This window comes from Pseudomonas sp. TAE6080, assembly GCF_018732265.1.
GTDB classification, from domain to species: domain Bacteria; phylum Pseudomonadota; class Gammaproteobacteria; order Pseudomonadales; family Pseudomonadaceae; genus Aquipseudomonas; species Aquipseudomonas brenneri.
Genome location: NZ_JAHIDY010000062.1, coordinates 1 through 21,329, shown reverse-complemented (window position 1 = coordinate 21,329; position 21,329 = coordinate 1). Strand labels below are relative to the sequence as shown.

General features: G+C 61.8%; 16 protein-coding genes and 2 pseudogenes. 11 read left to right on the top strand and 7 right to left on the bottom strand.

What is annotated here, in order from left to right; translation table 11 throughout:
* Window positions 1-184: 184 nt before the first annotated feature.
* The 4 genes from KL786_RS27705 to KL786_RS27690 all read left to right on the top strand — a co-directional run bounded on the left by KL786_RS27705 (window position 185) and on the right by KL786_RS27690 (window position 4,110).
* Window positions 185-949 (top strand): sulfite exporter TauE/SafE family protein, encoded by a 765-nt coding sequence (locus tag KL786_RS27705; protein WP_215519608.1) that lies wholly within the window; start codon window positions 185-187, stop codon window positions 947-949.
* A 124-nt stretch (window positions 950-1,073) separates the two neighbouring features.
* Window positions 1,074-1,664: an NADPH:quinone oxidoreductase MdaB gene (mdaB, locus tag KL786_RS27700; protein ID WP_215519607.1), complete on the top strand. Its 591-nt coding sequence runs from the start codon at window positions 1,074-1,076 to the stop codon at window positions 1,662-1,664.
* A 41-nt stretch (window positions 1,665-1,705) separates the two neighbouring features.
* Entirely contained in the window at window positions 1,706-2,602 is an 897-nt protein-coding gene (locus KL786_RS27695) for a LysR family transcriptional regulator (RefSeq protein ID WP_215519606.1), read from the top strand.
* A 62-nt stretch (window positions 2,603-2,664) separates the two neighbouring features.
* The gene (locus KL786_RS27690) at window positions 2,665-4,110 is read left to right on the top strand and encodes a SulP family inorganic anion transporter (protein ID WP_215519605.1); all 1,446 of its coding nucleotides are present in this window, start codon (window positions 2,665-2,667) and stop codon (window positions 4,108-4,110) included.
* A 110-nt stretch (window positions 4,111-4,220) separates the two neighbouring features.
* Here KL786_RS27690 and KL786_RS27685 read toward each other — a convergent pair whose 3' ends face one another.
* The gene (locus KL786_RS27685; protein WP_215519604.1) at window positions 4,221-4,598 is read right to left on the bottom strand and encodes a lysozyme inhibitor LprI family protein; all 378 of its coding nucleotides are present in this window, start codon (window positions 4,596-4,598) and stop codon (window positions 4,221-4,223) included.
* 195 nt (window positions 4,599-4,793) lie between these two features.
* Between KL786_RS27685 and KL786_RS27680 the strand changes: the two genes are divergently transcribed.
* From KL786_RS27680 to KL786_RS27665, 4 genes are all read left to right on the top strand, one after another.
* Complete coding sequence (locus tag KL786_RS27680; protein ID WP_215519603.1) at window positions 4,794-6,197, top strand: GntT/GntP/DsdX family permease; 1,404 nt, start codon at window positions 4,794-4,796, stop codon at window positions 6,195-6,197.
* 26 nt (window positions 6,198-6,223) lie between these two features.
* Window positions 6,224-7,084, top strand: coding sequence for a MurR/RpiR family transcriptional regulator (locus tag KL786_RS27675; RefSeq protein WP_215519602.1), 861 nt, complete (start codon window positions 6,224-6,226; stop codon window positions 7,082-7,084).
* A gap of 1 nt (window position 7,085) precedes the next feature.
* Window positions 7,086-8,552, top strand: coding sequence for an N-acyl-D-amino-acid deacylase family protein (locus KL786_RS27670; RefSeq protein WP_215519601.1), 1,467 nt, complete (start codon window positions 7,086-7,088; stop codon window positions 8,550-8,552).
* Window positions 8,553-8,615: 63 nt separating this feature from the next.
* Window positions 8,616-8,984, top strand: a complete 369-nt coding sequence (locus KL786_RS27665; protein WP_032862839.1) for a glyoxalase superfamily protein — start codon at window positions 8,616-8,618, stop codon at window positions 8,982-8,984.
* A 625-nt stretch (window positions 8,985-9,609) separates the two neighbouring features.
* Here KL786_RS27665 and KL786_RS30205 read toward each other — a convergent pair.
* The 5 genes and pseudogenes from KL786_RS30205 to KL786_RS27645 form a co-directional block, all read right to left on the bottom strand.
* Window positions 9,610-10,206 (bottom strand): annotated as a pseudogene (locus KL786_RS30205) (methyl-accepting chemotaxis protein); the annotation flags it as partial.
* A 258-nt stretch (window positions 10,207-10,464) separates the two neighbouring features.
* Window positions 10,465-11,529, bottom strand: a pseudogene (locus tag KL786_RS30200) (methyl-accepting chemotaxis protein); the annotation flags it as partial.
* A gap of 178 nt (window positions 11,530-11,707) precedes the next feature.
* Entirely contained in the window at window positions 11,708-13,543 is a 1,836-nt protein-coding gene (locus KL786_RS27655; RefSeq protein WP_215519609.1) for a CocE/NonD family hydrolase, read from the bottom strand.
* Window positions 13,544-13,562: 19 nt separating this feature from the next.
* The gene (locus KL786_RS27650) at window positions 13,563-15,002 is read right to left on the bottom strand and encodes a YfcC family protein (RefSeq protein ID WP_215519599.1); all 1,440 of its coding nucleotides are present in this window, start codon (window positions 15,000-15,002) and stop codon (window positions 13,563-13,565) included.
* A gap of 170 nt (window positions 15,003-15,172) precedes the next feature.
* Window positions 15,173-16,066 carry a LysR family transcriptional regulator gene (locus KL786_RS27645; RefSeq protein ID WP_215519598.1) on the bottom strand — a complete coding sequence of 298 codons (894 nt, stop codon included), beginning with the start codon at window positions 16,064-16,066 and terminating at the stop codon, window positions 15,173-15,175.
* Window positions 16,067-16,238: 172 nt separating this feature from the next.
* Here KL786_RS27645 and KL786_RS27640 point away from each other — a divergent pair, with 172 nt between their 5' ends.
* Window positions 16,239-17,462 (top strand): OprD family porin, encoded by a 1,224-nt coding sequence (locus KL786_RS27640; RefSeq protein ID WP_215519597.1) that lies wholly within the window; start codon window positions 16,239-16,241, stop codon window positions 17,460-17,462.
* 3 nt (window positions 17,463-17,465) lie between these two features.
* Here KL786_RS27640 and KL786_RS27635 read toward each other — a convergent pair whose 3' ends face one another.
* Window positions 17,466-18,881: an ArnT family glycosyltransferase gene (locus KL786_RS27635; protein WP_215519596.1), complete on the bottom strand. Its 1,416-nt coding sequence runs from the start codon at window positions 18,879-18,881 to the stop codon at window positions 17,466-17,468.
* Window positions 18,882-19,085: 204 nt separating this feature from the next.
* Here KL786_RS27635 and KL786_RS27630 point away from each other — a divergent pair, with 204 nt between their 5' ends.
* Together KL786_RS27630 and pdxR are read left to right on the top strand one after the other, a co-directional pair.
* The gene (locus KL786_RS27630) at window positions 19,086-19,544 is read left to right on the top strand and encodes a GNAT family N-acetyltransferase (RefSeq protein WP_215519595.1); all 459 of its coding nucleotides are present in this window, start codon (window positions 19,086-19,088) and stop codon (window positions 19,542-19,544) included.
* Window positions 19,545-19,634: 90 nt separating this feature from the next.
* Complete coding sequence (gene pdxR, locus KL786_RS27625; RefSeq protein WP_215519594.1) at window positions 19,635-21,107, top strand: MocR-like pyridoxine biosynthesis transcription factor PdxR; 1,473 nt, start codon at window positions 19,635-19,637, stop codon at window positions 21,105-21,107.
* The last annotated feature ends 222 nt before the right edge of the window (window positions 21,108-21,329 follow it).

The window sequence follows — 21,329 nt, the reverse complement described above, 5'->3', positions numbered from 1 at the left end:
TGCTGCTGAGGCTGCTAGCTGAAACTGTCCAACTTTTCGGGGGCAGTCCATTTGAATGTGTTCACAAATCCAAATGTGGGAGCTGGCTTGCCTGCGATAGCGTTCTGAGCCTCATGCAAAACAAGAGGCTGCCTCAGTATATGGCGAATTTCCAACCCCACGCCAAACCCGCACAATTCCCGCCATGACGACCTTCCTCGCGTTCTACCAAAACCTCGGACCAGCCCTGACGCTGCTGGTGATCGGCACCTTCCTGCTGGCTGGCACCGTCAAGGGCGTGATCGGCCTGGGCCTGCCCACCGTCGCCATGGGCCTGCTCGGCCTGGCTATGCTGCCGGTGCAGGCTGCGGCCCTGCTGATCATCCCGTCTACCATCACCAACCTCTGGCAACTGGCCTTCGGTGGGCACTTGGGCGCCTTGAGCAAGCGCCTGTGGCCCATGTTCCTGCTGATTTTCCTCGGCACCGGGCTCGGTTCGCTGTGGCTGGGCATGGACGGTGGTGCATGGGTGGTGCGGGCATTGGGCGGGGCATTGCTGGTGTATGCGCTGTGCGGGTTGTTCCTGCCGGCGTTCAGCGTGCCTGCGGCCGCCGAGCGTTGGCTGGGCCCGGTGTGTGGCCTGCTGACAGGGATCATCACCTCGGCCACCGGCGTCTTCGTGATCCCGGCCGTGCCCTACCTGCAAGCACTGGGCTTGAGCCGTGACCAACTGGTGCAGGCGCTGGGCCTGTCCTTCACCGTCTCCACCCTGGCCCTGGCGGCCGGGCTGCTCTGGCGCGGTAACCTCGGTGCTGGCGAACTCAATGCCTCGCTGTTGGCGCTGGTGCCGGCGCTGCTGGGCATGTGGCTGGGGCAAAAGCTGCGCCAGCGTATCAGTGCCGTGCTGTTCAAGCGCGTGTTCTTCATCGGCATGGCGGCACTGGGCGGGCACTTGCTGATTGGCGGCTAGCGCAACAATCAAATGATTACTCGTGCTTGAAGGTCAAAAGTGTTTTGCCGATCCGTGACTTACTCACCCGAGGGGTTGCCCGTAGCCTGCGCTCATACATTTTCAGCCTTCAGGTTAACCCCCCATGAAAAAAGTTCTGTTGCTCAACGGTGGTAAAAAATTCGCCCACTCTGACGGTCGCTACAACAACACCCTGCACGACGCCGCCCTGGCCGTGCTGGACCGTGGTGGTATCGACGTGAAAGTCACCCATATCGACGCCGGCTATGACGTCGCTGAAGAAGTCGCCAAGTTCCTCTGGGCCGACGTGATCATCTACCAGATGCCCGGCTGGTGGATGGGCGCACCGTGGATCGTCAAGAAGTACATCGACGAGGTGTTCACCGAAGGCCACGGCAGCCTGTACGCCAGCGATGGCCGCACCCGTTCCGATGCGTCGCAGAAATACGGCAGCGGCGGCCTGATCCAGGGCAAGCAATACATGTTGTCGCTGACCTGGAACGCGCCGCAGGCGGCCTTCGACGATCCGAGCGATTTCTTCGAAGCCAAGGGTGTGGATGCGGTGTACTTCCCGTTTCACAAGGCCAACCAGTTCCTTGGCATGAGCGGCCTGCCGACGTTCCTCTGTGTGGACGTGATGAAACGCCCATCCATCGAGGCCGATGTGTTGCGCTACGAGCAGCATCTGGCCCAGGTGTTTAACCTGACGCTGTAATACGGCTAGTATCCACGCAGCCGTATTCACGAGGATTCACGTTGAAAGCCCGATCCGATGAGCTACAGATCTTTGTCTGCGTGATTGAATGCGGGTCGATTTCCGCCGCTGCCGAACAGGTCGGGCAGACGCCTTCGGCGGTCAGCCGTAGCTTGTCGCGGCTTGAAGCCAAGCTCGACACCACCCTGATCAACCGCACTACGCGGCGCATGGACCTGACCGAAGAGGGCAAGTACTTCTTCGAACAGGCCAAGCTGATCCTGGCGCAGATGGAGGAGTTGGAAGAGCGCCTGTCGTCGCGGCAGAAAACCCCGTCCGGGCGCCTGCGGATCAACGCCGCGTCGCCGTTCATGCTGCATGCCATCGTGCCGTACGTCGCCGAGTTCCGCCGCCTGTACCCGGATATCCAGCTGGAGCTCAACAGCAACGACCTGATCATCGACCTGCTGGAGCAGAGCACCGATATTGCGATCCGCATCGGCACCCTGGCGGATTCGACCCTGCACGCCCGCTCCCTGGGTTGCAGCCCGCTGCATATCCTCGCCAGCCCCGCGTACCTTGCGCAACACGGTACGCCGAGCACGGTGGCCGAGTTGGCGAACCACACGTTACTGGGTTTCACCCAGACCGAAACCCTCAACCACTGGCCGTTGCGCCATGTGCAGGGTGATCGCTGGCAGATCGAACCGGGGATTGCTGCGTCCAGCGGTGAAACCCTGCGCCAGTTGGCGCTGGAAGGGCAGGGGATCGCCTGCCTGTCGCATTTCATGACCATCGAAGACATCAACGCTGGCCGCTTGCAGACGGTGCTCGCCCCGTTCAACAGCGGTTATCGCCAGCCGATCAATGCGGTGTACTACCGCAACTCGCAGTTGGCCCTGCGTATCCAGTGCTTCTTGGACTTTATCCAGGAGAAGTTGGCGCGCTACGCCGACTAGCTGCGCTTTGCGCATTTGCGTACCATTCCCGGCCTCACTCCCCGCCACTCCCCGGTATACCCATGAAGCTCTCTCGTCTGCGCGCCGACGCCCTGGCCGGACTAACCACGTCTTTTGCCTTGCTGCCCGAATGCATCGCCTTTGCCCTGGTGGCCCACCTCAACCCGCTGATGGGGCTCTACGGCGCCTTCATCATCTGTACCTTGACCGCGTTGTTCGGTGGTCGGCCGGGGATGGTCTCGGGGGCGGCGGGGTCGATGGCGGTGGTGATCGTCGCGCTGGTGGTGCAGCACGGGGTGGAGTACTTGCTGGCGACGGTGCTGCTGGGCGGCCTGATCATGATTGCCTTCGGCCTGCTGCGCCTGGGCAAACTGGTGCGCATGGTGCCGCACCCGGTGATGCTCGGTTTCGTCAACGGCCTGGCGATCATCATTGCCCTGGCGCAACTGGAGCATTTCAAGAGCGGTGAGACCTGGCTCAGCGGCACGCCGTTGTATGTGATGACGGGGCTGGTGGCGGCCACCATGGCCATCGTCTACCTGTTGCCGCGCCTGACCCGCGCGGTACCGCCGGCGCTGGTGGCGATTCTCGGCGTGGGGCTTGCAGTGTACCTGCTGGGCTTGCCCACCCGCACCCTGGGCGACATGGCCCATATCGCCGGTGGCCTGCCGACCTTCGCGCTGCCGCAGATTCCCTGGACCCTGGAAACCCTCGGCATCATCGCGCCCTACGCGTTTTTGATGGCGATGGTGGGGCTGCTGGAAACCCTGCTGACCCTGAACCTCACCGATGAAATCACCGAGACCCGCGGCTACCCCGACCGTGAAAGCGTGGCCCTGGGCGCGGCGAATATGGTCAGCGGGGTGTTTGGCGGCATGGGCGGCTGCGCGATGATCGGGCAGACGGTGATCAACCTCAGCTCGGGCGGGCGCGGGCGTTTTTCCGGGGTGTTTGCCGGGGTGATGATCCTGCTGTTTATCCTGTTCCTGTCGCCGCTGATCGAGCGCATTCCCCTGGCAGCGCTGGTGGGGGTGATGTTCGTGGTGTCCCAGCAGACCTTTGCCTGGGCGTCGCTGCGGGTCATCAACAAAGTGCCGCTCAATGATGTGTTGGTGATCATGGCGGTGACGGTGATCACTGTCTTTACCGACCTGGCCACCGCGGTGCTGTGCGGGATTGTGATTGCCGCGCTCAACTTTGCCTGGCAACAGGCCCGCGAGCTGTATGCCGATGAACATCTGGAGGCGGATGGCAGCAAGCTCTACCGTTTGCACGGCACCTTGTTCTTTGCCTCGACCACGCCGTTCTTGAACCAGTTCGACCCGGCCAGCGATCCGGCCCAGGTCACGCTGGACTGCCGGCACCTGAGCTTTGTCGACTACTCCGCCATCGCGGCGTTGATGACCTTGCGCGAGCGCTACAGCAAGGCCGGCAAGCACCTACGGGTGCTGCACTTGTCGGAGCGCTGCAAGAAACTGCTTAAGCGTGCGCGGGTACAGCACGACTGACCCCCCTGTAGGAGCGAGCTTGCTCGCGAAAAGCGTCAACGATCACGCGGGCTTTCTGGATACACGCGGCGCTCTCAGGTTTTTCGCGGGCAAGCCCGCTCCCACAGGGATCAAGGTCCGACGAGGTTTTCCAGTTCTTCGGCGCGGGTCTGTGTCATGTCCAGCACACAGCCGGAGCCGTTGATCTGATCGATGCTGCCGCCGGTCGCGGAGCCGGCGAAGGCGCAATTGGCATCGCGGTATTTGATCCACAGGCGCTGCACATCCTGCAATTGCTGCTTGCGTGGGCCTTGCTGGGCCTGCAGTGCGGTCTTGTAGGCGCTGTTCAGGCGCTTGTCCTGGATCTTGGTTTCCTGGGCGTTGCAGCCGACTATCGCGGCGGTATTGCTGGCGCTGTCCAGGCACTTTTGCAGTGCCGGGCTGCTGGCCGCTGCGGTGCCGGACAAGGCCAGCAATAGCGCGCTGGCGGCGAGGGTTGTGCGGTTCATGGTGGATTTCCTGAGTGGGATTCGATGCGCAATCTATGACCGGAAAGCGGCAGTCGAGTTTCCCCTACCCGCTGCAGCCTGCATGTAAGAACTATCCCCTGATTTTCATCCTGGCTCTGTGGGCATGTCCCAAAGCGACAACGCTTATCCGTTCGCGAAAATTACTTTCATAAAATTTGAAAATACTCACAGGTAATGATTTATGAGTTTCACAACCAATTCGACGTGACCCTTTCCGAGGAGTACCGCATGGCCGCATCACCGGGCATCTGGCTGTTGGCATACGCTGCCATCGCCATCATTGCATTGATCGTGCTGATTGCACGTTATCGGCTCAATCCGTTTATCGTCATCACCCTGGTGTCCATTGGCCTGGCGCTGCTGGCCGGGATGCCGGCGGATACGATCATGGGCTCCTATGAAGCGGGTGTTGGCAAGACCCTGGGGCATATTGCGCTGGTGGTGGCCCTGGGCACGATGCTCGGCAAAATGATGGCCGAGTCCGGTGGTGCCGAGCAGGTGGCACGTACCCTGATCGACCGCTTCGGCGAGCGTAATGCCCATTGGGCCATGGTGTGCATTGCCTTCCTGGTGGGGCTGCCGCTGTTTTTCGAAGTCGGTTTTGTATTGCTGGTGCCGATTGCCTTTACCGTGGCCCGGCGCGTGGGTGTGTCGATCCTGATGGTCGGCCTGCCGATGGTTGCCGGCCTGTCGGTGGTACATGCTCTGGTACCACCACACCCGGCGGCGATGATGGCGGTGCTGGCGTACAACGCCTCCGTCGGGCAGACCGTGCTGTATGCGATTTTGATCGGTATCCCTACCGCGATCATCGCCGGCCCGGTGTATGCCAAGTTCATCGTGCCGCGCATTCACTTGCCTGCCGAGAACCCGCTGGAGCGCCAGTTCATCGAGCGCGAACCACGCACCCGTCTGCCAAGTTTTGGCCTGACCATGGGCACGATCCTGTTGCCAGTGGTGCTGATGATGATCGGCGGTTGGGCCAACCTGATCTCCACGCCCGGCAGCGGCTTCAACCAGTTCCTGTTGTTTATCGGCAACTCGGTGATTGCCTTGCTGGTGGCGACCTTGCTCAGCTTCTGGACCCTGGGCCTGGCCCAGGGCTTTAACCGCGAGTCGATCCTCAAGTTCACCAACGAATGCCTGGCACCGACCGCCAGCATCACCTTGCTGGTGGGCGCGGGCGGTGGCTTGAACCGGATCCTGGTGGACGCCGGGGTGACCCACGAAATCCTCGGCATGGCCAATGCCTTCAACCTGTCGCCGCTGGTGATGGGCTGGTTGTTCGCCGCGCTGATGCGCATTGCCACCGGCTCGGCCACTGTGGCCATGACCACCGCTTCGGGCGTTGTCGCACCTGTGGCCCTGGGCCTGGGTTATCCACACCCGGAATTGCTGGTGCTGGCGACCGGTGCTGGCTCGGTGATCTTTTCCCACGTCAACGACGGCGGCTTCTGGCTGATCAAGGAATACTTCAATATGACGGTGATCCAGACCTTCAAGACCTGGACCGTGCTGGAGACTTTGATTTCGCTGGTCGCCTTCGGTCTGACCTACGGCCTGTCTCTTGTTTTATGAGCCTCATCCTGTAACCCGGAGACTCCATGGACATCCTCTACCAGATCCGCGCCCGCCAGGATTCCTTCAGCGCCGGTGAAGGGCGTATCGCCCGGCTGATGCTTGACGATGTGGGCTTCGCCGCATCCGCCAGCCTGGAAGAGTTGTCCCTGCGCGCCGAGGTCAGCACCGCCACCCTGTCGCGCTTTGCCCGCAGCGTCGGTTGCCGTGACTTGCGTGACCTGCGCCTGCAACTGGCCCAGGCCAGCGGCGTAGGCAGCCGTTTTCTCGACCCGGCGGGGTTGCCCGAGCAGTCGGCGTTTCATCGGCAGATCCTCGGTGATATCGAAGCGACCTTGCGCCAGCACCTGTCGGGCTTCAACCAGGCCGCTTTTGTCGATGCGGTGAACCTGTTGGGCAAGGCGCGGATGACCCACGCGTTCGGCATGGGCGGCCCGTCGAGCCTGTGCAGCGACGAGTTGCAGGTGCGCCTGGTGCGTTTGGGTTATCCGATTGCGGCCTGCCATGACCCAGTGATGATGCGCGTCACCGCCGCGACATTGGGACCGGAGCATGCGCTGATTGTCTGCTCCCTGACTGGCCGCACGCCCGAGTTGCTGGGCGTGGTGGAACTGGCCCGCAACTACGGCGCTCGGATTGTCGCCATCACCCTGGCCGATTCACCGCTGGCACAATTGGCCGACGTGCTGCTGCCACTGCAACCGGCCGAAACCAGTTTTATCTACAAACCCACGGCGGCGCGCTACGGCATGCTGCTGGCCATTGATGTGCTCGCTACCGAACTGGCCCTGGCCTTGCCGGACGACAACCAGGAGCGTCTGCGTCGGATCAAGCTGGCCCTGGACGACTATCGCGGTGGCCCTGACAGCCTGCCGCTTGGAGATTGAGATGAAGTACCACACGCTGATCCGCCAGGCGCTGATCATTGATGGCAGCAACACACCGGGGTATGTCGCTGACGTGGGCGTGCGTGATGGGCGTATCGAGAAGATCGGCGACTTGTCGGCCGCCCAGGGCGAGCATGAGGTCGATGCCCGTGGCCGCGTATTGGCGCCAGGCTTTATCGACGTGCACACCCATGACGACACGGTGGTGATCCGCCACCCACAGATGCTGCCCAAGCTCAGCCAGGGCGTGACCACGGTGATTGTCGGCAACTGTGGCATCAGCGCCTCGCCGGTCAGCCTGCGGGGTGATCCACCGGACCCGATGAACCTGCTGGGCAAGGCTGAGGCGTTTGTCTATCCACGCTTTATCGATTACCGCAGCGCCGTGGAAAACGCCCAGCCGGCGCTCAACGTCGCGGCATTGATCGGCCACACGGCGCTGCGCAGCAACCACATGGATGACTTGCAGCGCAGCGCCACGCCGACTGAAATCGCGTTGATGCGTGCGCAATTGCAAGAAAGTCTTGAAGCGGGCGCCCTCGGCTTATCCACAGGCCTGGCCTACGCCAGTGCGTTCAACGCCGACACTGACGAAGTGCTGCAACTGAGTGAAGAACTGACAGCGTTTGGCGCGGTGTACACCACCCATTTGCGCAGTGAATTCGAACCGGTGCTGGAGGCCATGGATGAGGCGTTTCTGATCGGCCGCCACGCCAAGGCGCCGGTGATTATCTCCCACCTCAAATGCGCCGGCGCGGGCAACTGGGGGCGCAGTCCGCAACTGCTGGCGTCCCTGGAACAGGCGGCCAAGACCCATCCGGTGGGCTGTGATTGTTATCCCTATGCCGCCAGCTCCTCGACCCTGGACCTCAAGCAAGTCACCGATGCCTTCCGTATTACCATCACCTGGTCGACGCCGCACCCGGAAGTAGGCGGGCGAGACTTGCAGGACATCGCCGCCGAGTGGGACGTGTCCTTGATGGACGCTGCCCGCCGCCTGCAACCGGCGGGCGCGGTGTATTACGGAATGGACGAGGCCGATGTGCAACGCATCCTCGCCCATCCACTGTCGATGGTCGGCTCTGATGGCCTGCCGGAAGACCCATTCCCCCATCCGCGCTTGTGGGGCGCATTCCCGCGGGTACTCGGACATTTCAGCCGCGACCTCGGACTGTTCCCGCTACACACGGCGGTACACAAAATGACCGGCTTGTCGGCCGCGCGATTTGGCCTGGCCGGGCGCGGTGAAATCCGCGAAGGACACTGGGCCGACCTGGTGCTGTTCGACCCGCTGCGGGTACGGGATGTGGCGGATTTCAAGGACCCGCAACGCGCTGCCGAAGGCATCGACGGGGTATGGATCAATGGCGTGTTGAGCTATCAGGCCGGACAAGCGAACGGGCAACGGGCAGGGCAGTTTCTGGCGCGCTCCGGGGATTTGCGCCGGGGGTTTGATGTGCTGCGCTAGGGTTCTGTCATTTCTCTTGGCCGGGCCTTTATAGTGAGGGTTTTCAGACAAGGAGCCAGCGCCATGCACTTAGGAAAAGTCACCCCGATCCTGCGCACGTTCGATGAGGCCAAGGCCCGGGAGTTCTACGTCGATTTTCTCGGCTTCAAGGTCGATTGGCAGCACCGCTTCGAGGACAATTTCCCGTTGTACCTACAAGTGTCGCGGGGGGACTGTGTGCTGCATCTGTCCGAGCATCATGGCGATGCGTCACCCGGCGCGGCGGTGCGGATCCAGGCCGAGGGGCTGGACGCTTACCTTGGGCAATTGCAGGCCAAGGATTATCGCTTTGCCAAGCCCGGGATCGAGCAAACCCCTTGGGGCACACGGGAGATGAGCATCAAGGATCCGTTTGGCAATCGGCTGGTATTTGTCGAGGAAGGCGAGGGCTGATTGACAAATTGCAGGCAATAAAAAACCGCCTTAGTAGGGCGGTTTTTTATTGCAATCCCAGTTAGCAGCCAGGGTTGCTCTCTCAAAAGACGCAATCGACTCGCAGGAATATTAGCGCTGTTCATATCGGCCTGCAAGATTGAGCGCTGATCGTTTTTGGAGCTTTTCTCGCGTCAACTCTGGCTGCAAAAGGCTGCAATAAGTCTCCCGTCCAATACTGGATATTTGACCACGGTTGGTCACACTTTTGGCCTAAATGTTGGTTAGGATCTTCCCCGTTCTGCGTTTGTCGCTTTTGGGGGCGTCGGGTACGCACGCGAATTCTGGACCGGCCGCCACGGGCTAGTAATCCGTGCCGGATTCATGCGGAAGGACCATTAGCCCAGCCACCTCAAAAGATGCAGTCGACTAGCGTCCAAAGGCTCACATGTTCCGGTAAGTGCGCTGGAGGTAAGGCCCGACTCAAGGAGGGCCGAGTATGTCCAAGTTTGCACGACGTACGTGGGACCTCGTAGTGAATTGCTTGCGTGTTTATCACGTCTGGAAATTCCTGCGAGACAGCTTCGATGACCGTTAAGGCCTGAGAAGCGCAGCCGCCCCGGTTTTGGCCGGGGCGGCTTTTTGTTTACACCCGGAAGTGGCTGACCATCTGCTGCAACTGGCTGCCCAGGCGTGCCAGTTCTACGCTGGATTTAGCTGTCTCGTCGCTGGCCGTTGCGGTCTGCTCCGACACATCACGCACATTGACGATGCTGCGGCTGATTTCTTCGGCCACGGCGCTTTGCTGTTCGGCAGCGGCGGCGATCTGCTGGTTCATCGACTGGATGTTCGACACCGTGCGGGTGATGTTCTCCAGGGAGACGCCGGCCTTGCGGGTCAGCTCGACGCTGCTGTCGGTCAGGCTGCGGCTGTTGTTCATCACATTGGCCACTTGCTGGGTACCGTTCTGCAAGCCGGCGACCAGGCCTTCGATTTCCTCGGTGGATTTCTGCGTGCGCTGGGCCAGGCCACGTACTTCGTCGGCGACCACGGCAAACCCGCGCCCGGCTTCACCGGCACGGGCGGCTTCGATGGCGGCGTTGAGCGCCAGCAGGTTGGTCTGTTCGGCCACGGCCTTGATCACGTCCATTACGCTGCCGATCTTGTTGCTCTCTTGTTGCAGGTGCGCCATGGCGTCGGTGGAGCGCGCCACTTCGTCGGCCAGGCGTTCGATCTGGGCGATGGCTTCGGCCACCACCTTGTCGCCTTCACGGGCCTGGCCATCGGCGGCGGATGCGGCCTGGGAGGCTTGTTCGGCGTTGCGCGCGACTTCCTGCACGGTGGCAGTCATCTCGTGCATGGCCGTGGCGACCTGATCGGTTTCGATCTTCTGGCTGTTGACCCCGGCGCTGGTCTGCTCGGTCACGGCCGACAGTTCTTCGGCGGCACTGGCGATCTGCGTGACGCCATCACGGATCCCGGAAATCAGCTCGCGCAAGGTCGTGCCCATGCGCTGGATGCCTTGTTGCAGCACACCCAGTTCATCACGGCGGGTCACCTGGATGTTGTGGCTCAGGTCGCCGGAAGCGATGCGCTCGACCACGGCCAGGGTTTCCCGCAATGGGCGGGTGATCTGCCGGGTGATGACCAGTGCGGCGATAATCCCCACCAGCAATGCCAGCAACGTGCTGATCAGTTGCAGGCTACGGGCCCGGGCGCTTTCTGCGTCGCGGCGTTGCAGTTGGATGTCATACAGCGCTTCGCTGCGCGACACGATATCGGCGCCCTGCACGGTCATTTCCTGGCGGGCGAGGACGATATTGGCATTGGCGGTTTTATACACTTGCAGCGCATTGCGGTAGGCGCCCAGGGCGTTTTCCAGGGCGCTCAGCTCGGCTTGCTGGGACTCACCGAACACGTTCTTCAAGCCTTTGAGGCCATTGATCGCCGATTCGATTTGCGCCACTGCACGGGCTTCGGTATCCGGGTTGACGTTGCCGGTGTAGCCGCGCACTTCATAGCGGGCGACCTGGAACTCTTCCTTGGCGTGGTTGACGGCTTCGTACTGGGCGAAGCGCTCACTGCTCTCAGGCATCTGCCGCACGCTGCGGTCCAGGGCTGCAATCACCAGGCCGGCGGCGTCGGCGCGCTCGCCCATGGTTTGGCGTGCCGCATTGCCGTTACGGTAGGCCTCGCGCATCTTGTTCAGCGACTGCCGGTAGGCGGTGATGATGTCTTTCTGCTCGGTCAGCAGCTTGAGGTTTTCCGGGCTCTTGAAGCTGTTGATCAGTTGTTGCTGCTGCTCGGCAAAGCTGTCGAGGGTGGCCTGGACATTCTGCGCCACGGCTTCGTCGCCGTTGGCGAGCATGTATTGCAGGCGCACGATACGCAGTTTGGTCAGCGATGCGTTGAGCTGGGTGATGTCGCTCATCCAGTTGCTGCGGTCGATCAGGCCACCGAGGCTGGTCCAGCCGGTCAGGGCCAGGATCGAGGTGAGCACCAGCACCAGGCCGAAGCCCAGGCCCAGTTTCAAGTTGACGCTGATGTTGCCAAACCATGTATTCATCGAGTTCCTCCAGGAACAGATTGCGTGTACATCAGTTGCTGGAAGGTCGCCCAGCCGATGGATAATCAGGACGTATCGGCAGCCAGGGCGAGAGCTGAAACGGTTTTTTCGTGAAGGCAGGATTCGCGGATGAGCGGTCACTTAAGACAAGCGCCCGCAAGGGGCGCATACAGACGGGTCAATATTGGCAGGCGATGTTCGCAGGCAGAATGCTCAGGACCAGGCATGACGCAGTATTCCGGCTCAGGTGCAGGCGATTGTGAGCAATGCGTGGGTGCCGGGCCTGGCCCTCTGCTTCGCCGCTATTGGGGTTGACGTCGAAGCGCGGGAAATTGCTGCTGGATATGTCCAGACGCAGGCGATGGCCTTTTTTGAACAGGTTGCAGGTGGCGAACGGCTCGATGGTCACCTTCACCCGCTCACCGGGTGCCAGCGGTTTGGGGTGCTCCCAGGAGTCGCGATAACGGCAGCGCCGGATGCCGTCGGTGATGTTCATCGCAAAACCCTCCGGGTAATCGGCGCTGGGTGGGTAGACGTCCACCAGTTTGGCGGTGAAGTCCGTGTCCGGGGCGTCGCTGTCGATCCACAACTCGATCTGTACCGGGCCTGCGACGATCAGGTCCTCGGCCAGGGGCGCGGTCTGGAAGACCAGCACATCGTCGCGCTCGGACAAGGGGCGATTGTCGCCACGGCTGCCAAAAAAGTCTGCGCGCTCACGTTGATCGAAAGCGCCGCCGACAAAGATCGGTGCGCCGGAGGTCAATGCTCCGCCCACGGTGGGCACGGGGTTGGCCGGGTCGGCGTAATAACCCAAGGCGGCCTCGTCTGCGCTGGGCAAGCGCTGCGTCAACTGGCGTTGTGCGTCCAGGTACAGCGTCAACGATTGGCTGCCGGGCAGTGGCCATTGCTGCGCGTGCAACCAGCGGCCGCCATGGCGCAGGCGTCCGTTTTCATCCTGGGTGCCGCTGCCGCCCCCCATCAAGAACACCTTCACGCTGGCCGGCGGTTGTGGCGTCTCGGGCTTGAGGGACTGTTCGAACCATTGCAGGCGACAGCTCAACCAGTCCTCGGCCACCTGGCCGTCAAAGGCGGCCTGGGGGCCGAATTCCACATCACCGCTGTGGCTGATGTTGCGGTCACCGTGCAACCACGGCCCCATGATCAACTGTTGCGGTGCGCTGCTGGCGCGGTTGAAGGCGGTGTAGTTGGCCAGGGTCGAGCTGACATAGGCGTCATACCAACTGGACATGAACAACACCGGAATATCCGGCAACGCTGCGTAATGGCCTTCGGCATAAATACCCGGCTTCTGCCAATAAGGGCCAAAGCTGCCCTGGGCCCACTGTTCCAGCAGATAGGCCTCGTACTCGGGCACATGGCGCAACGGCGATTGGCCCGCCTGCCAGGGCATGCGGCGGAACCACTCATGGATATCTTCGGCTTCCAGCGCCTGGCGCACTTGCGGATCGGCCAGGGCGGCCGGGCTTTCCTTGGCCTGGCGAAACGCCCAGGTGGCCTGCTTGAGTTCAAGCGCACCGCCCTGGCGAATCCCGCATTGGTAGGCGTTGGCGAAGCCGCCGCTGTCCAGCACCATCGCGCTCAAACCCGGCGGATGCAGGCAGGCCATCGCCAGTTGGGTGTGGGCGGCATAGGACAGGCCCATGCTGCCGATCTTGCCGTTGCACCATGGCTGGCCCACGATCCAGGCCAGGGTGTCGAACCCGTCTTCGCCTTCGGCGGTGTACTTGGTAAACACGCCTTCTGACGCATAGCGTCCGCGACAATCCTGGAAAATTGCAACAAAGCCCCGGGCGGTAAACCGGGCGGCCATTTGCTCGCGGGAGATGTGCTGGCCGTCGAGCTGTTTTTCCGAACGCGACGGCTTGCTCTTGTCATAGGGCGTGCGTTCGATCACTACCGGGAACGGTCCTTCGCCGCCCGCCGGCAGGTAGATATCGGTCGCCAGGTGGATGCCGTCGCGCATGGCGATCATCTGGTTGTGCAGGGTTTGCATAGGTAAAACACTCATCGACTCAATATCCGGTGTGCACGGCAATGGCCAGCAGCACCATCGCCAGCACCGCATAGATCAAGAACAGCGGCAGGATATAGCGCGCCCATTGGCCCCAGCCGACGTTGGCAGTGGCCAGCAGTACCAGCAGGCCGCTGGAGGTCGGGGTGATCATGTTGGTCAGGCCGTTGCCCATCAAAAAGGCAAACACGGTGGTTTGCGGGCTGACCCCGGACAACTGGCCCAGCGGGCCGAAGATCGGCATGGTCACGGCGGCCTGGCCGGAGGTGGAGGGGATCAGCACGTCCAGTCCAAGTTGCGCGAAGAACATGCCGTAGGCCGAGACCACCGGGCCGTGGTCGCCGACCAGGTTGGCCAGGCTGTTGACGATGGTGTCCAGCACCTGGCCGGTGCTGAGGATGATTTCCACGGCAGTCGCCAGGCCGATCAGTACGCCGGCGATCAGCACTTTTTTCATGCCGTCGACAAAGGCGCTGGCGGCGGTGCTGGCGGCCAGGCCGGCGATCACCGCGAAAGCCACGGTCAGCAGCAGGTAGAACGCCGACAGCTCATGGTATTTCCAGCCCCAACGGTTAGAGGCATAGACCAGGAAACCAATGCCACCACCGAGCACCAGCAGGTTCAACAGGTGGCGAACGGGCAGGGGTTTGCTTTCGAAGGTGATCTGCGCGCTGGCATCAAACCCGTGCTTGCGAATGCTCCACAGCACGAACGCGATGCCCACCAGCAAGAAGGTGCAATAGGCCGCGACGCGCATGCTCAAGCCGCTGAAAATTGGCAGGCCGACCATGGGTTGGGCTACCGACAACGCCACCGGGTTGGAGATCGACGCCAGGTAGCCGATCTTCACCGAGATGGTGACGATGGCCAGGCCAATCAGGTTCGACAGCCCCAGGCGATTGGCCATGGCGACCATCAACGGCACGATCAGGATGAATTCCTTGGCCAGCCCCATAAAGGTGCTGCCGGCAGAAAACACCAGCATCAGGCTTGGCACCAGCACATAGATATTGCCCCGGGTCAGCCCCAGCAGGCGCTCCAGCCCGGCATCGATCACCCCGGCCTTGTTCAGCACGCCGAACATGCCGCCGATGAACAGCACCATGAAAATCAGCGCCGCACGCTTCTCGATGCCTTGGGGTATGGCCATGAAACCCTCCACCAGCGATACCGGGCGGGCCACGGTGTCGCCGGCCTTGCGCGGTTCCAGGGAGAACAACTGGCTGAAGGCGTCCTGCTTTTCCAGCACCTGGTAGGAGCCTGGTACCACCAGGCCATTCTGGCGCTGGAACTTGCCGGCGTTCACCGCGTAGGTGAACGCCACGGCGAGCAGAACGATGCTCAACAGAATGATCGCCGGGTTGATTTGCTTGCGTTGCACGGGTTTGTCTGCAGCCGCCTCGGTGGGCGGCGGGCTACGGAGGATCTGCGGTTCGGTCATGCTGGCGGCCCCGGCGCGGCCCCGTCTGAGCGGGGTGCGTGCGCTGTTATTGTTGTGGGTAGTGACGCTTGGTTGGGCGGACACTAGGGCAAAGTTTGGCCGGCCACAACGTTATGCGTGGGGCGGGTTGGGGTATGCGTTTTACACAAAACCGCTCCTGCCAATTGCGGTCACGGGAGTGTGCTCAGGCGTTGCTTGAGGTGCTCGGCAAAGGCCGTTACCAACTGCGAGCGAGGTTCATCAGCACGGAATGCCAGGCCAAATTCATAGGGCAGCGCCGGGCGAAACGGGCGGCTGACAATCGGCAAATGCATGAAGTGGCTGGCCAGTAAACCGTTGACGATCGATACCCCCAGCCCTTCGGCGACAAAGCTGCATGCAGCCCCGACCGAGTGCACTTCTACCCGCACTTGCGGTGTCAGGTTGGCCGCGCGGAACATCTGGTTCAGCTCGGTACGCACTGCCCGTTGCCGGCCGAGCATCACCAGCGGCACATTGCGCAGATGCTGTACCTCGATAAATTCATGCCGGCTCAACGGGTGGTCGGCCGGCATCACGCACACGCCTTCAGTGCGCAGCATCGGCTCGATATCAAAGTCGGGCATCTCGGTGGGCAGGCGCACAAAACCCAGGTCGGCGGAACGGTCCAGTACGGCGCGCTCGATCATGTCGTAGGAGCCGGTCAGCAGTTCGACCACGATGTCTTCATGGTCCTTGAGAAAGTCCGCGACAATACGCGGCAACAATTCCTGGGTCATGCTGGTAGGCACGCCGACCTTGAGCAGGCTTTTGCGTGAACGGCCCACACGCATCTCATCGGCCAGGCGCTGGATACGCTGCATGCCGTCCACCAATCCTGCAACTTCGGTGAGCAGTTCCTCGGCCTCTGGCGTGGCCATCAAGCGGCCCTTTTTGCGCAGGAACAGGGCAAACCCCAGGGCGTCCTCCAACTGGCTCAACAGGCGGCTGACCGCAGACTGCGACAAGCCCATGCGTGTGGCTGCGCCGATGGTCGAGCCGGTGGACATGATCGCCTTGAAGGCTTCGAGTTGCTTGAAGTTCACCGTGGATTTCCTGTCGAAGGGCGGCTTTGCGCATAGCGTCATGCGCTTCTCGCATAACGTTGTGGGGCGTTCGGCAAGCCGTTAGTGTCCGCCCCAATGTGACCTGGCGTCCAGCCTGGCACACGGAGCAACTGCCCATAAAAATCGACAATACGGCATTGAGGAAACAGTTATGCGTGAGCTTTTCACCAGGGGCGGCGTGGTCACCGCCAGTGTGTTGGCGAGTCTGTCGCCGTCGTTGATGGCCCAGGGGTTCTGGGAGGATTCCCAGGGCAAACTGACCCTGCGCAATTACTATTTCAACGACGGTTATCGCGATGGTGGCGAGGACCGCAAGGAGTGGGCGCAAGGCTTTTTGCTCAACCTGCAATCGGGCTACACCGAGGGGCGCGTAGGTTTTGGCCTGGATGCCCTGGGGCTGTCAGGGATCAAGCTCGACTCCAGCCGCACCCACTCAGGCACCGGTTTGTTGCCGGTCCACGATGATGGACGCGCCGCCAATGAGTTTTCCAGCCTCGGCGTGACCGCAAAAATGCGCATCGGCGCCGCCGTGGTGAAAACCGGCACCTTGTTGCCGAAGATTCCGGTGTTGGTACACAACGATGGGCGCCTGCTGCCCCAGACGTTTCGCGGCACCCAGATCGAATACACGGGTATCCGCAACCTGTACCTGCACAGCGGGCACCTGGATCAATTCAAACAGCGCAACTCCACCGACAGCGTGGATATTTATCCACAGGGCTACAGTGGCAAAAAGGGTAGCGACTTCGACTTCGCGGGCGCGACCTATGCCTTCACGCCTACGCTCAGCGGCACCTGGTACTACGGGGAAATGCGTGAATTCTATCGCCAGCAATTCCTCGGCCTGGTGCATAAGCAGCCGCTGGGCCCGGGTAGCCTGACCAGCGATCTGCGCTATTTCATCAGCAACGAAGCGGGCGAGGCACGTAATGGCAAGGTCGACAGCGATATGTTCAGCGGCCTGTTCACCTATCGGTTGGGGCCGCAGGCGTTGGGCGTGGGCTACCAGAAGGTCAGCGGTGATACCGCGCTGCCCTATGCCAGCGTGTCGACGGTGTACTCCTTCAGCAACGCCGGGGTCGGCAAGTTTATCCAGGCTGGCGAGCAAACCTGGATGCTGCGCTATGACTACGATTTAGCCGCCGTGCTGCCGGGCCTGAGTTTCATGACCCGTTACTACAAGGGCCAGAACGGCGACTTCAAGGGCCGCGAAGCCCGTGAGTGGGAGTCCGACACCAACCTGCGCTACGTGATCCAGGACAGCACGCTCAAAGGCCTGGGCGTGGAGTTGCGCAAGGCGACCTACCGTTCGACCTACGCCAGTGACCGCGATAACTACCGGGTCTACCTGACATACGACCTGGCGCTCTGGTAAGCCTTACTGTTCGACAAAGTAGTAGGGGCGGCTGCCCACGGTGATTTGCTTGAGGGTGGTGACCGGGGTCGTCAGTTCTTCGATGCGATCGAGCAAGGCCACGTTGCCCGGCTGGGCATCGAGATAGGCACGCAGTTGCGCCTGGGTTTGCAGGATCGGCAAGTTGCGCATGGTGTAAAACACCGTGGCGCCGGCCACGCGCTCATTGGGTTGATAGAGCACCACATGACGGCCTTGGTGCTGGAGCGCCTGGACTTGGCTGGTCAGGGGCACGAAGGACTCGCGTCGATCGGCCTTGGGTGCATACCAGATCGCGGCACCCAGGTAGCAGGTGATCACCAGGGCAAACACGCCGGTGATCAAGCCACGGCGATAAGTGGGCAGGCGGTCGAGCAGGACTGCGCCGTACTCGGCCGCGAGGACGGCCGCCGCCGGGGTCAGGGCCATCAGATACACAACGCGTTTGCTGGATGCGAAGGTCAGCAGGGTAAATTGCGCCACTAGCCACAGGCTGAAAAACAGCAGGTAACGATTGCTCGCCAGGCTTTTGCGAAAGTGCCACAGGCCCAGGTACACCAGGATGTTCCACGGCAAAAAAGCTTCGGGCAATTTGGCGAGGTAGTAGTAGATCGGCTCGTAATGCCCGGCTTCGACGAAGGAGCCGCTGAAACGTCCGACACTGTTGGTCCACAACACCTCGCCGACTGCCTGCATCCCGCCGCGTTGATACAGCAATCCCAGCCAGATCAGCAGCGGCACCAGCGCGAGCAAAGTGAATACCCCCGGTTTGAGCCATTGGCCGAGCTGCAAGCGTTTGTCCATCAGGCTGGTGCAGGCCAGGTAGGCGAATATCACGATGCCCGGCATCGCCAGGCCCAGCACGCCTTTGCTCAAGGTGGCGATTACCATCCCCAGGGTAAACAGCAGCCAACTGCCCGCGTTAGACGCGTCTCGGGATTCGGGGCGCGTGGCCTGGTAGAACGCCAGCAACGCCAGGGTTACGCCGAGGCTGAGCAACGCATCTTCACCCACGCCGCGCACGTTGCTCCAGTAACTGGCCATCGTCGCCAATATCAGCGCGGCGCAAAACGCCAGAGGCTTGGGCCGCCCGAACCGGCGCAGCATGCCGTACAGCAGCATCACACTGAACAAACCGGCAAACGCCGAGGCTAGCCGCACCGCGCCAGTGCTGGCGCCAAACAGGCGAATCGCCCCGGCATCCAGCCACAGGCTCAGGGGCGGTTTTTCCAGGAACGGCTCATCGAACAGACGCGGCACCACCCAGTCGTTATCCAGGTGCATGGCCATGGCAATCCCGGCCACCCGGGCTTCGGTGGAGCCTTGTAGCTCGTGATTGCCCAGGGCAACAAAGAACAGCAGACCGGCAAGCAGCAACAGCAGCGGGGCAGGGCGTGTCATGGGGAGGGTTACCGGATGCAAGGGGGTAGCGTTCGAGTATACGAAGGCAATCCTTAACCAATTGTGAACGTCCGAACGATGGGGAGCTTGTTGCGAATTGGCCTGCCAGGTGGCCTGGAAGTGGTCGGTTTGCCGCCACCTTGGGAACCTACCATTGCCGGGTCCCGAGCCACACCGGAGCGGGGGTTCCTACAGGAGAGTGCAATGACTAACGACCCACAGGCAATCGTGGTACGAGCCGTGCAGCCCGATGACTATGAGCAATGGCTGCAACTGTGGCTGGCCTATCAGGACTTTTATCAAGTCACCCTGGATGAGACGACGACCCGCACCGCCTTCAGCCGCTTGCTCGATGCCGATGAAGCCATGGCCTGCGCCGTGGCAGTCCAGGGCGATGAGTTGGTGGGGTTGGTGCACGCGGTGTTGCATCGCTCGACCTGGGCAGTCGCTGACTTTTGCTACCTTGAAGACTTGTACGTGGCCCCCACGGTACGTGGCGGCGGCACCGGCAAATTGCTGATCGAATGGGTCCAGCGTTATGCGCAATACCACGCCTGTGCACGGTTGTACTGGCATACCCAGCAGACCAATAAACGCGCGCAAAAACTCTACAACTGGATCGCCGAAGACTCGGGTTGCATCGAGTACCGGATGGCCCTGTAACGCCCGCCCGCGAAGCTCGCCGATATTGGTCGTGGACATATCGGCGGCAGCGCACAAAGATGCGTGCCTTACGCGCATTTGGCCAAGTCGATGACCCACAACCTTGAACTGGACACGCTGAAGATCCGCCTGACGGACCCCAAGCTGGCCGCCCTGGATTTGCGTGTGCGGGTGCAGCGCGTGCTGCGCCAGTTGATCCTGGAAGGCATCCTCGCACCTGGCAGCCGCCTGCCCGCCACGCGCACGCTGTGCAAGTCCCTGGGTATTTCACGGGATACCGTGGAAATGGCCTACGTCCAATTGCAACTGGACGGTTACCTGTGTCGGCGCGAAGGCTCGGGCAGTTTCGTCTCTGAAAAGATCGGACCGAGCCTGCTGGGCGCGCGCAAGCGCAAGCCGGTGCTGCCCAAGCAAGCCGCGTCGCTGAGTGCCAGGGGCGCACAGATCCTCGCCAGCGGCGGGGTTACCGACCAGCAGGTGGTCAAGGCGTTTGCCACGGGGTTGCCGGAAACGCGCACCTTTCCAGTCGGTATCTGGGAGCGCCTGCACCGCCAGGCGTTGAAGGATTATCGTCCGAACCTGCTGTTGCATGGCGACCCGCAAGGCGCCGAGCCATTGCGTCAGGCCATTGCGGATTACCTGAACCTGGAACGCGGTGCGCGGGTCACGCCGGATCAGGTGCTGGTGCTGTCCAGTACGCGTCAGGCCTTGTATTTGTGCGCACAGGTGCTGGTGGATGGCGGCCAGCCGATCCTGATGGAAGACCCCGGTTACTTCGGCGCCCGCAAGGCGTTTGAAATGGCCCAGTTGCAGGTGGTGCCGGTCGCGGTGGACGACAAAGGCCTGTGTATCGACGCATTGCGCGCCGACCGCAGCGGCGCCAACGCCGTCTACGTCACGCCGTCCCATCAATACCCCAGCGGTGCGACCCTGGCGCTGGAGCGACGCCTGGACCTGATCGCCTGGGCCGAGCAACGTCAAGGCTGGATCATTGAGGACGACTACGACAGCCAGTTCCACTACGAAGGCTTGCCGACCGCCTGTGTGCAGGGCCTGGACAACTATCAGCGCACGCTCTACCTCGGCACCTTCAGTAAATCCCTGTACCCCGGTTTGCGCATGGGCTTTATGGTGCTGCCGCGGGAGTTGGTCAAACCCATGACCTACGCCCGCAGCATTCTCGACGGCCACACCCCGCAAATCGCCCAACTGACCCTGGCGCGGTTTATGAGCGATGGGCACTTCGGCAGCCACATACGCGCAATGCGCAAAATCTACGGTGAGCGACGTGACGCCATGGCCGAGGCGCTCGGGCGCCATTTGAGCCATGTGGTCACTGCCAGCCTGCCGCCCGGTGGCTTGCAGTTGCCTTGTGTGCTGCATGAAGGGTGGTCGGAGCTTTCGACCATTCGCCAGGCGGCGCGGGTGGGTATCCAGTTGCCGGGCCTCACTCGCCTCTATGCCCAGCCGCCGCCACGGGGCGGCTGGTTGCTGGGGTTCTCGGCGCTGACGCCCGGTGAGATCGACACTGCCTGCCGGCAGTTGGCCAAGGTGCTCAAGTAGGGTGTCGGTGTAGGCACACTGTAGGAGCGAGCTTGCTCGCGAAGGACGTCAACGATAACGCGTGCTTGCTGGGTAAACTCGGTGTTTCCACGTTCTTCGCGAGCAAGCTCGCTCCTACACGGGGCCTGTAGTCAGAGCAGTTGAGCGCTTTGCACCACGATACCTAAGGAAACTCTGAAAAAGACTTTCTGATTTGGCAAAATACCGCGACCCCACCCACCG

What these genes read in the sequence shown, in the direction of transcription:
- KL786_RS27705 (WP_215519608.1), top strand. Translation starts at nt 185, where the DNA reads ATGACGACCTTCCTCGCGTTCTACCAAAACCTCGGACCAGCCCTGACG.
- mdaB (WP_215519607.1), top strand. Translation starts at nt 1,074, where the DNA reads ATGAAAAAAGTTCTGTTGCTCAACGGTGGTAAAAAATTCGCCCACTCT.
- KL786_RS27690 (WP_215519605.1), top strand. Translation starts at nt 2,665, where the DNA reads ATGAAGCTCTCTCGTCTGCGCGCCGACGCCCTGGCCGGACTAACCACG.
- KL786_RS27685 (WP_215519604.1), bottom strand. Translation starts at nt 4,598, where the DNA reads ATGAACCGCACAACCCTCGCCGCCAGCGCGCTATTGCTGGCCTTGTCC.
- KL786_RS27680 (WP_215519603.1), top strand. Translation starts at nt 4,794, where the DNA reads ATGATTTATGAGTTTCACAACCAATTCGACGTGACCCTTTCCGAGGAG.
- KL786_RS27675 (WP_215519602.1), top strand. Translation starts at nt 6,224, where the DNA reads ATGGACATCCTCTACCAGATCCGCGCCCGCCAGGATTCCTTCAGCGCC.
- KL786_RS27670 (WP_215519601.1), top strand. Translation starts at nt 7,086, where the DNA reads ATGAAGTACCACACGCTGATCCGCCAGGCGCTGATCATTGATGGCAGC.
- KL786_RS27665 (WP_032862839.1), top strand. Translation starts at nt 8,616, where the DNA reads ATGCACTTAGGAAAAGTCACCCCGATCCTGCGCACGTTCGATGAGGCC.
- KL786_RS27655 (WP_215519609.1), bottom strand. Translation starts at nt 13,543, where the DNA reads ATGCAAACCCTGCACAACCAGATGATCGCCATGCGCGACGGCATCCAC.
- KL786_RS27650 (WP_215519599.1), bottom strand. Translation starts at nt 15,002, where the DNA reads ATGACCGAACCGCAGATCCTCCGTAGCCCGCCGCCCACCGAGGCGGCT.
- KL786_RS27640 (WP_215519597.1), top strand. Translation starts at nt 16,239, where the DNA reads ATGCGTGAGCTTTTCACCAGGGGCGGCGTGGTCACCGCCAGTGTGTTG.
- KL786_RS27635 (WP_215519596.1), bottom strand. Translation starts at nt 18,881, where the DNA reads ATGACACGCCCTGCCCCGCTGCTGTTGCTGCTTGCCGGTCTGCTGTTC.
- KL786_RS27630 (WP_215519595.1), top strand. Translation starts at nt 19,086, where the DNA reads ATGACTAACGACCCACAGGCAATCGTGGTACGAGCCGTGCAGCCCGAT.
- pdxR (WP_215519594.1), top strand. Translation starts at nt 19,635, where the DNA reads ATGACCCACAACCTTGAACTGGACACGCTGAAGATCCGCCTGACGGAC.